The sequence below is a fragment of the Fibrobacter sp. genome (assembly GCF_045601785.1).
Lineage (GTDB): Bacteria > Fibrobacterota > Fibrobacteria > Fibrobacterales > Fibrobacteraceae > Fibrobacter.
In genome coordinates this window covers 1-10325 of record NZ_JAZSAF010000045.1, presented here as the reverse complement: position 1 = coordinate 10325, position 10325 = coordinate 1, and the positions used below count along the sequence as shown (strand labels likewise).

At 41.8% G+C, this 10325-nt stretch carries 9 protein-coding genes and 1 pseudogene; 3 read left to right on the top strand and 7 right to left on the bottom strand.

Going from position 1 to position 10325, the window contains the following annotated elements; genetic code table 11:
• Window positions 1–420: acyl-CoA dehydrogenase family protein (locus tag ACKI61_RS06890; protein WP_407457019.1), on the top strand; the 420-nt coding region annotated here is incomplete at its 5' end.
• Window positions 421–651: 231 nt separating this feature from the next.
• Here the strand turns inward: ACKI61_RS06890 and ACKI61_RS06885 are convergent.
• The 7 genes and pseudogenes from ACKI61_RS06885 to ACKI61_RS06855 all read right to left on the bottom strand — a co-directional run bounded on the left by ACKI61_RS06885 (window position 652) and on the right by ACKI61_RS06855 (window position 8611).
• Window positions 652–843, bottom strand: a complete 192-nt coding sequence (locus ACKI61_RS06885; RefSeq protein ID WP_163414934.1) for a hypothetical protein — start codon at window positions 841–843, stop codon at window positions 652–654.
• Window positions 844–868: 25 nt separating this feature from the next.
• A complete protein-coding gene (locus tag ACKI61_RS06880; RefSeq protein WP_407457018.1) occupies window positions 869–1936 on the bottom strand; it encodes an FISUMP domain-containing protein in 1068 nt (355 codons plus the stop codon).
• Between the two features lie 32 nt (window positions 1937–1968).
• Window positions 1969–2958, bottom strand: a complete 990-nt coding sequence (locus tag ACKI61_RS06875) for a hypothetical protein (protein WP_407457017.1) — start codon at window positions 2956–2958, stop codon at window positions 1969–1971.
• A gap of 82 nt (window positions 2959–3040) precedes the next feature.
• Window positions 3041–5275: an FISUMP domain-containing protein gene (locus ACKI61_RS06870; RefSeq protein ID WP_407457016.1), complete on the bottom strand. Its 2235-nt coding sequence runs from the start codon at window positions 5273–5275 to the stop codon at window positions 3041–3043.
• Between the two features lie 18 nt (window positions 5276–5293).
• Window positions 5294–7687: an FISUMP domain-containing protein gene (locus ACKI61_RS06865; protein ID WP_407457015.1), complete on the bottom strand. Its 2394-nt coding sequence runs from the start codon at window positions 7685–7687 to the stop codon at window positions 5294–5296.
• Between the two features lie 465 nt (window positions 7688–8152).
• Window positions 8153–8344, bottom strand: a pseudogene (locus ACKI61_RS06860) (Txe/YoeB family addiction module toxin); the annotation flags it as partial.
• A 78-nt stretch (window positions 8345–8422) separates the two neighbouring features.
• Window positions 8423–8611 (bottom strand): hypothetical protein, encoded by a 189-nt coding sequence (locus ACKI61_RS06855; RefSeq protein ID WP_407457014.1) that lies wholly within the window; start codon window positions 8609–8611, stop codon window positions 8423–8425.
• A 998-nt stretch (window positions 8612–9609) separates the two neighbouring features.
• Here ACKI61_RS06855 and ACKI61_RS06850 point away from each other — a divergent pair.
• A complete protein-coding gene (locus tag ACKI61_RS06850; RefSeq protein WP_407457013.1) occupies window positions 9610–9828 on the top strand; it encodes a DUF2281 domain-containing protein in 219 nt (72 codons plus the stop codon).
• A complete protein-coding gene (locus tag ACKI61_RS06845; protein WP_407457012.1) occupies window positions 9825–10229 on the top strand; it encodes a type II toxin-antitoxin system VapC family toxin in 405 nt (134 codons plus the stop codon). The genes ACKI61_RS06850 and ACKI61_RS06845 overlap by 4 nt, the downstream gene beginning before the upstream one ends.
• The last annotated feature ends 96 nt before the right edge of the window (window positions 10230–10325 follow it).

Below are 10325 nucleotides of genomic sequence, written 5' to 3'. Positions count from 1 at the left end.
CGCATCACCTCCATTTACGAAGGCACGACGCAGTTGCAGACGGTTGCCGCGCTCCCGCACATCAACACCGGAACCTACAGCCAGATGCTCGAGGAACTGGAAGCGGGCGAAGTGGCCGCCGAATACGAGAGCCTCAAGGCCCGCGCTAAGGCCATGGACGCGAAGTTCAACGAAGCAATCGAAGTCGTGAAGGCCGCGAACAACAACGAGTTCACCGACCTCTGCAGCCGCCACCTCTACGAGCTCGCCGCCAACTGCGTGATGAGCCAGCTCATGCTCCGCGACGCCACCAAGGCACCGGAACTGTTCGAAAAGAGCATGAAGGTGTACCTGAACCTCGCTGAAGCCGAAGTCGCGAAGCACTACAACTTCGTGAAGAGCGTGGATGTGGAAGCGATGGAGAGTTACAGGAAGGCGTAAGCCCGCTGGATGTCATTCTGGAGGCTCGTAGAGCCGATAGAATCAATCCATAAAACTTAAAGACCTCGGCAGTTCAATGCCGAGGTCTTTGCTTATGGGCGTTCCCCCTACGGGGTCGGGCTATACTCGCTTCGCTCACGGAGCCTCACTCCTATGAACCGCACTACAAGACTGCCGCAAGTCTCCGCCCTTACGGGTCACTATCCCTAACGCAACTTTTGTTCTAATAAATCAACGTGCAGGACAAGATCCTGTCTGATGCCCCTTTTCATCAAAAATCCAAATTTGGTTTCCATGTTTAACAGAAACCGTAGTAGAAGTAAACGCGACAAGCCCATCACCAGCGGTAACCTGACCAGTCTTTTTGCCATTTTCATCGTAAATCCAATACCAACCACCTCTTTGAACAACATTAGATATCATCTTCACCTCTCTTGTTATGTAAAAATTACCACTCATCATCTTTTATACACCGAACAGCAAGACCGCATGTTTCAGAAAGGGGCGTAAAGCCCATTCCTGTCATGCGAAGATTTGCGTGGATGCTGAAAGCGTATCTCATATTTCCAGAACTTGACGGATAAACTTTCTTTGATGTCCAAAAAAGAGCTTGCGTTCCTTCTCCTTCAAGAGTGTTTAAAATCAATCCCGTTCCCGTTGTATATCCCACAGGTACTGCAGAAAAACCATAATCATCGGAGCCATAAAAAGTCTTCCCTTCACCATCATATGTTACATATTCTTCTTTCCAAATACGCGAAGCCAACCTTTGCGAGTCGAAATGCAAAGATTTTAATTCAGCAAAGTCAGTCGAGTCAGGCAAATGCCATCCTTTAGGGCAAATACTCATAGCATCCTCCCAACTAAACAAACATCCTTTTATGCTATATTTTTTTGAGCTGTACCCACGACATTTTGTACCTAAATCATACATATCCTCTGCCATCCATGTCCGTGACCCGATTGTGACCGTTTTATACGTTTCTAAATAAATTTGCATTTCGCCATAAGAAATTGCAGGGTTCAAATACGCCCAATTCGCTTTTGCACTTGACGATGAGACCGCTTCGATCTTTGAACTTGAAGACGATTTAATAATGGTCGTTACGCTAGAGTAATAATATGGATTATAAAACGAAGAAGACGAAGACGGTGAACTTTGTTGCGAACTTGAGAAAATGATTGAGCTACAACTTTGAATTTCATTCGGTTCGGGTTCGTTAATCGAATTTGAGAAGGCCGTCCAAATCCAACCACCCACAGCATCATTAAAGACGCATACATAATTGGCGTTATTCTCATTGACATGAGCACTAACGCCACGCAATCCTTCATTGCAAGGTTCTTCTGCGACAAGCCCATTATAAGTATTGAATAATAATGTATTGTCAGCTTTGTCGTTCTCATTTGCAGAAGTGGCAGACTTATTCCCTGATTCGTCTGAACAGGAAACAAAAAGAATGAGTGTTGACAAAATTCCAACAAGCCTAAAAAAACAATTACTTTTTTCAACCATAATCTTTCCTTTTTATTCCACCTTCAAAAACATCATTCTTCCATAACCAAAAATTCTTTTCCCTTCCACTTCCAAATTTCCTTTCCATTTATTGTATTAATAGAAAGACTTTTTATGTTTGGATTAATTCTAAATGAACATACTTGACATTCATACTTATCCAAAACTTCCACCATTTCGCAGAAAACATTTCCATCTCCATCTACAACATCTTCATCTCCAGCATCCATAAACTTGACAAGCATCTTTTGACCACAAACAGGACATCTTAAAAGTTTCGAATACGGAAACATTATTTTATAGTTTTTTGTCTTAGCATCATATTCATCCATTATATCCCTATTTGTCATTTGCACAACTCGTCTATGCAAATGATATTTTTTCCCATCACAATCCTCATATTCATTTAAAACTAACGGATTATGATACGCTGCCCGCCCAAATTCTTTCAACAAGGCGACTCTTTCATAATCAGCATATCTTCCTTGTTTTTTAAACTCTTTATAAATTTCATCCATCGGATCCAAATTGGAGTCTAGTTTTTTATATGCCCATATTCGCCTTTTACTTGAATACTTCAAAGTATCAACGATTTTTGACACCAATGGTAAAATTTTATAACCTACAAAAAAATCATAGGAGCGATAGGCTTTCTTAATTAACCCTTGATGCCAAGCAAAGTTTCTTAGCTTATTTAAAACACATAAGGCGCCTCGATACTCTAAAAGGATCGCTATTTCTTTTATTGTATCATTATGTGGATTATTTTCATAAAGCCCTTTGAGTTTTTGAAGTGCATTAGGAAAATTTTCGTATTCTTCACAATTACTTTTCAATATGCTTTTTATTACTATTTCAAAAAAATGCTGAAAATGGGTAATACTAGTAAAATAATCACACCGATATTCAGGAATGTCATTTATTTGCCTTTCCTGTTTTTCCTTGACATCACAAAAATCTACAGAACATTCAGCATAAGAAAGAGTCCGATATGAATCAAAATAGCTTTGAATTGCAGACATCAATGAAATATATGCCGCCTCTACATTTATTTCAGTCTCATTTCCTTTACATTTTCTTCGAGTCATATATAACATCTCAAAATCAATCCATAACACAGCGGACGCTATATCCCGCAAATTTTCCGTCATCATCCAACATCGCTATAGAGTATTCCAAGCGCATAACATCAGCCGAACTAGCATATTTTTCAGAACTTGTCCAAAAAAATGTTTTTGTTCCTACTCCAAGATAGACGCCAAAATCGACTTTACCACCAGCAGGAAGTGCGGAAAATCCATATTTATCCGTTCCGTTTCTGCCACCATCCCATCCCGTTTTGCTAAACAATACTGTAGAAGCGTTATCTTTTCCAACAGTTGTCAACAAAGTCTCCCATTCATCACTACTTGGCAAATGCCATCCAGTAGGGCAAATTCCATGAACAGGATAAGTCGGCGAGCATTTTTTCCCATCACCGCACCCAACAGCGTCTCCACTAAACCATCCTTCACCATCCATTGCGGCAGTCCAAGTGTAGAGCCGTCCATATTTAGCACAATTTTCTTCTTGATCATCATAGCAATAACTATCATCGGTTTCGAAATTCAAATTTTGAGCCATCCAAATCTGCTTGCCTATTTTCACAACCTTGTATGATTGACCATCACGAAAATCTATCAGTGTTGAGCTATAACTAGATGACGAACTACGAGGAGCTACAGAAGAGCTACTCGAAGTGTTTTTTTCGACATCCACAGCAGAACTTCCTTTAAGACAACGAATTGAAGTTCCAGTAGGAAGATCCATATACTTTTTATTCATACCTCCAAACGACACGCCATCTTTTTCGCCATTTATTGAAACATAATGCACACTCATGGAGTCGTTTTTTACAGTATCAGCCATAAAAACAGTGCCATCACCTATAGCGTTAAAACTTTGTCTTACATAATACGACCCTGCTGGAAGAGCCGAAAATTCGTAAGCATCTACACCATTTCCAAATTCATTCCAGCCCGTAGCAGACTTGAGCATTTTCCCTGCAACAGAAGCACCTCCGACAAAATCAATTAAAACATTCCATTCATCTATTGTCGGAAGATGCCACCCTGCGGGGCAATGGTTTGTGCCATAATAGAGGCGACCATATTGGGAACAATTTTCGTCCTTATTTCCATAGCAATAGCCATTTTCATCATCATAATTCAAATTTTGCGCCATCCAAGTCTGTGAACCAATCGTTACAATTCTATAGGCTTGATCATCACGATTATCAATAAAGTAGTCGCCATCTAAAGGGATTCTAGCAGAAGAACTGCTTTGAACTTTTCCAGATGAGGAACTCGCTATTGTTGTTTTCGACTCATCGGAATTTTTTATACAACGGACAGGAAGGGCGTATTTATCATGAATTATTTCCCCGTTAGTAATTTCAGCTTTGGGGAACGACCCGTTCATTCCATATGCCAAACTAAAGATATACGCATTTTTGCATCTCTGATCATAAATATCGGGAGTAGAACTCCAATAATAAATACTCGAACTATTTTCCGTGCTGTAACATTGATAGCAACCACTTCCATTCCATGATCCTACACCTTTTGCAGAAAAACCTGACGAATTTGTTGCTCCAAGACCTTTAAAATATGAGGCGTTTGCATCAACCAATCCATAGGGCGGATTACCAACAAACAAAACAAGGGTATTCCATTCACTTGTATCAGGCAAGTGCCATCCTTGAGGGCATATTCCACGAACGGGATAATCTAGAACCAATTTCTCGACAAGTTTGTTTCCTGAATATCCCCAACCAAGTCCGTCATTTGAGAACCTACCAACACTATCGATTACATCAGACCAAGTGTAGTAACGTCCTTTTTTACAATCTTCAAGTCCAGTACTATAATCCTTAAAACAGTAATTCTTTTCCGTTACGAAATCTAAATTTTCGGCCATCCAAGTCTGCGATCCGATAGTCACCATCTTATAGACATGGCCATCACGCGAATCGACGAATGTTTCATAGGTTTGTCCATTTTCACCAATGATAGATCCATTGCCATCCTGGTATGGTCGCCAAGACCAGTCTCCTATAGAAGCATCATCTCTACAGATGTAATCCTCATTTGTCGAACTCACATGAGCAACCACCCCATCAAGCGTTTGAACGCAGGGGCGTTCAGCAACGAGCCCTTCATAGGTTTTATAGGTAAATGTTGCCGATGTACTAGATTTAGGTTCATCATTTGATGCGTTACTTCCAGAATCTCCGCCACAAGCAACGAAGATCAACACAAAAGATGCTGCGATAAGCCAGCCATATTTATTCTTAGTCATAAAAAACTCCCATTTTTATCACTTGACACATCTAATAGATAAACCATATTTTTTGTTTATTCTGCGTTCTGGCTGTTTACCAAAGCACATATAATTTGCATAAGCAACAGCTTCATTGCAATCTGTCCCCAATCCGTCGGTTCGACAAGAACCAGCGCCGACTTCTTCCGCACTCCAAAAACATGTTCCATACCCATCTTGAACAAAAACACCTTCATCATCCCTCATTCCCACCGGAATAGCAGAAAAACCATAGTTGTCCGTTCCATTTTTTCCATCAATCCATCCTTTTAAAGATTTTCCTTTACTTTCAAAAGAACTTGGTAATTTTGCTATTTCGGCCTTTATTGGCAATCTCCATCCAGGGGGACAAACGCTCGGCGTTCCTGACAAATGCCCACAGGAGACGCCATAACCACAGCCTTTAATAGGTTCTTGAACAACAACGCCTGAATAATACTCTATAAGATCTTTTGCTATTTGTACGGAATCCTTAGCGGCGGCCCAAGTATAAAGCCGTCCGCCTAGTTCGCAATTTGCATTTACATTATTATAGCACCAACTGCTTCTTAAAAGGCTTTTCATTTCAGTGCTATCAGCATAATTGAGATTCTCCGCCATCCATTCTAGATTTCCAATTTTCACTGTTCTGTATGTTTTTCCATCCCGATAGTCCGTCATTGTTCCATAGGATATACTAGGATTCAAATAGTTTTCTATTGAGATTCCCCAAATCCACACCTCATTCAAACCGTTCCATCTCAAATCTTTGCATTTATAATACGACGCATCTGTTTGGCTAGTTTTAACCTCGCCCTCACGTTTTGTCGTGCAGCCGTTTAATTTGAGCGTGGTATCATTTTTGTTAGCATTCATCCACTTATTCAGTTCCTCATCGTATTTGTAGAATACATTTGTGCTGTCTCCTTTCTTGATTTCACCATCAGCACCTTCAGCCCAGCCTTGAGTATCCACTTCGATCGTATCGGCAAGTCCCCACACGCGGGATTTACAGATATACCATCGGTCTTTATACCGAGACACTTTGCCAACATTACTCGAAATACAGGCTCCGAACAGTTCCTCTTCAAAGGTTCTGCTACGCCATTCTCCTAACTCAGCATCATAAATGTAAATTGCCGTTTGCCATACATTCCCTGTCCTCATTTCTCCATCTTCACCTTTATCCCATTGATATGTATCCATTTCGATATAAGAGGCTTTACACCACGCAGTATCCTTACAGATATATCTTATCTTCTTCTCATAATTGGAACTAAACTTATTAGTGTCCGCAAGAACCTCTCCCTCACGGGATTTCGAACACGTTCCCAATCCATAACTAGCATACCAATAGTTGCGAATATATTTTTCAAAATCAGGGACAGTTCCTAATTTCCACTTTTCAATATTATTTCGAATAGAATCAAGTCCACCAGTCAAGTCTTTTGTGGATGCCCAATCCGCAATTTTCGCCTGAGCAGATTCATTCCATTTGCCAGTTTTTTCAAAGTTCGTTTCAAATTCACTTAACAGGCTATTTATATCCGCTACGTTCAAATCTCGTTGCATCATAATGCTAATAGCCATCAATACGGCACTACCATTATTCTTGCCAAAAAGATTTAGACCCTCGAAATTTTTGACATCATCCTTAATTCCAAAAATTTTCAAGACTTCACTTTCAGCTTGTTTTTTTGCATCGGAGAAGTTTGTCCCCTTAGACACCAAATAAGCTATTCGTTTATTCGCCAAATGCGTAAGCACATTTATATTGACGTTGGATTGATTACTTAAATCGGCAAAAGATTTTAAAGTAATCTTGCCACTAGTAAACTTGCCCGTAATTTCACTCCTGTAGCTCCCATTTGCTAGAATTGTCACATACGGACTTGATAGTGTGATATTCGAAATTTCAAAAGCACCACTAGTATTTGCAACTTTGCCTGTATAGTTGCTACCAGTCTGAAGGAAAGTCTTACTATCGAACTGACTAAGACTTACTGTAGAACCAACATCAAAAGGTCCTTTTTGCGCTAGGCCAGAAATAGTTTTATCGACAATTTGCGAAGCAATCTGTCCACCATAATGTTTATCAGAGGAGCTGCTAGAACTTTTATCCTTTACACCATAATCACTACTAGATGACAAGAAAATGGGCGTAGATGACGAACTTGTAGACAAATTGCAAGCCCAAACACCATCTTCACAATAACACCCCTCCCATGTACTAAAGAACGGATTGTCTTCGCAAGATTTATCACCAACAGCCGATTGATTTGACTTACTACTAGATGACTGAGATTCCCCCATTTCAGAAGCAGACGCATTATTTCCTGAATCACCACCGCAGGCGGCGAAGATGAGCATAAAGGATAACGCAGCGAGATTGCCAATTTTGTTCCAAGCCATAAAAGCCTCCATCGTATACACCTATGGAGTCCGCCCCTGTTGAATCGCAATGACCAAAGCCGATTTTGTATGGATACAAGAAAGGCGTAGATCGCTGCATCTATCTGGATGGGGCTATCGACTGCCTCTGAACGATAAACGCAAACGACCCACGCCCCAAAAGGGCTGTTGCTTTTTGGTTATACGACCAAAACCCGATTAAAAAATCGGTACAGCAAACCGAGATATACCGCAAAGCGGCATACCTGCGTGAGCGTTCGCCTCGTCCTCGTTCAAGGAAATTGTCGATATTTCATCCAGAGAACAAGAGCTAAACTCTCTAATATGTCCAATTTAAAAATAACTTAAATACAGCCCAAACGCAATGAATATTTACAGAAATGCCCAGTTTTGTGACGAAACCGACGAATTTGGGGCAAATTGTAAAGGGAATGGGGTGTTCCAAAGCGGGAAACAGCCACGATTTTAGTGATCGCCGTAGTGGCTTTTGCAAGCGACAATCTCAAGTACACCGTCTTTTACAGCGTAAACCAGTCGGTTTGCATCATCAATGCGGCGACTAAAATAACCGGACAAGTCGCCCTTTAGCGGTTCGGGTTTACCAATGCCCTCAGACGCCCCGTTTCGTTCAATATCTTGAACTAGGGCATTTATTCTTTTGAGAGTTTTCTTGTCCTGAACCTGCCAATAGAGATATTCTTCCCACGCACTTGTCGTGCCAAACTTTTTTCATGTTTAGGCCTCGATCAATTCGTGTTCAGCGCATTTCCGCCCAGCCTTCAAATCTTCAATTCTGCTTTTCAAGGCAGCAGAATCCTTCGTGCGGGAAACCTGTCTCGACGCCAAAAAGAGGGCGAAATCGAACAGTTCCCGCTGAGCTTCTGGACTTATCGTTTCGTAGAGTTCCATCAGTGCTTCGGCCATAATCGCCTCCCTTGGTTGTTTATACACCTTTAATATACATTTTTTGCGTTTAAACGCAAGATTGTGCCAAGGATGGCCTATAAACGAACTTCTTTAGTGCATAAACTTGAATAAAATCCGTGTTTTCCAACAATTATGACATTTGAAAACTGATTAGAGTCAAGCCCGGGCGTTGCGGGTGCGGCACATGGGCACCCGCTAGAAGGGGTAGCGGAAGACCCGGCCGGGGCGGGTTTTGTCCGTGTTCCCGAAGGGAACGACTATAAGGGCGGGGCCGGGGCTGGAGCGAGGGGGACACCTCCCCCTTTATACAATGGCGAATTTTTACACAGGCCATCCAGAGATTCCGGCAGCCGAGGAAAATACTTCGTCAGAAAAATTCGAGCGAGACCGAGTGCAAGCAGAAACGAGACTTGGTGAATACTGGAGGTCTTTACAAAGTCGAGTGACGAACTTGCACGAAGTGTCGCAGCCGAATTTTTTTAGAAGGATTTTTTCGAGGATGCCCCATAAAAAAAGAAAATTCTACGAGATATTGCATATAGGGGGCATATGTCACTAAAAAAGAGTCCCAACAGCGGCTAGGTTTCCAAAGAAACGCACGGCACGGAGCCGACCTTCACCTACCAAGGACTCTAAAATTACAATGTCCCCTCTGGGCCACTTCTGCGAGAGGTGCGAGGGGTCCTGTTGATGCAAATATACATTCGTTTGTCGATGCGTGCAATAGGTAGAACAGTCCCCATCTCAAGCCATTGACTCATGCAAGTAAAAATTATATATTGGTTTACATCGGGCTGGTCGAAAGACCCAGGTCCATCTCTGGCGAGGAAGTTCCTCGCTTTTTTTGCAAATATCCTTTCGAAAAAGAAATATGACTCCTCCCCCCCTTCATAATGGAACAAAAAACGCCTTTTTTGGGGTTATACGTTATTCCAACATGGAATGGGGTTGCCTTTTGAACAAGTAAAAAGGTATATTTAGGATGGAGGTTTCCTATGCCTATCGAACTACTACAAGAAAAAGTCAAAGCCATCCCCGCAGAGTATGTAGGGGAAGTTTCTGATTTTATCGATTTTATTCTCCAGAAATCGCTTAGTAGTTCTGTCAAGCGGAACGTAAAAAAGTTCGGTATCGCAAAAGGAAAGTTTTCCATCCCCGACAATATTGATTCCTGCAACGATGAAATCGCAGAAATGTTCGGGGTGAACGGATGAAAGTTTTACTAGACACGCATATCGCTCTTTGGACTCTTCTCGACAGCGAAAAGTTGCCGATTGAAGCCAGAAACCTCATTAACCAGGAAAACGTAGAACCTGTTTTTAGCCTAATCTCCATGTGGGAGATTGCTATCAAGCACGCAATCCATCCAGACCAAATGCCAATCACTGGCGCTCAATTCTCGGACTATTGCACTCAAGCAGGTTTTCAGCAGTTGATGGTTTACGAAGAACATGTCCTTGAAGTCGAAAGACTAAAACGAGATGAAAACGCTCCGTCGCACAAAGATCCATTCGACAGAATGCTCATCGCCCAAGCAAAAGCCGAAGGAATAACTTTGCTGACACACGATTCGTTATTGGCAGGATATAACGAACCCTGTGTTATGACAGTCTAATCGTTTTACCACAGACAAGTTTCAGACGAAAAAGCCACTACCTTATGGTAGTGACTTTTTGCACTATGGGGCGGGTGGGCGGGGAAAGCCGGGCGT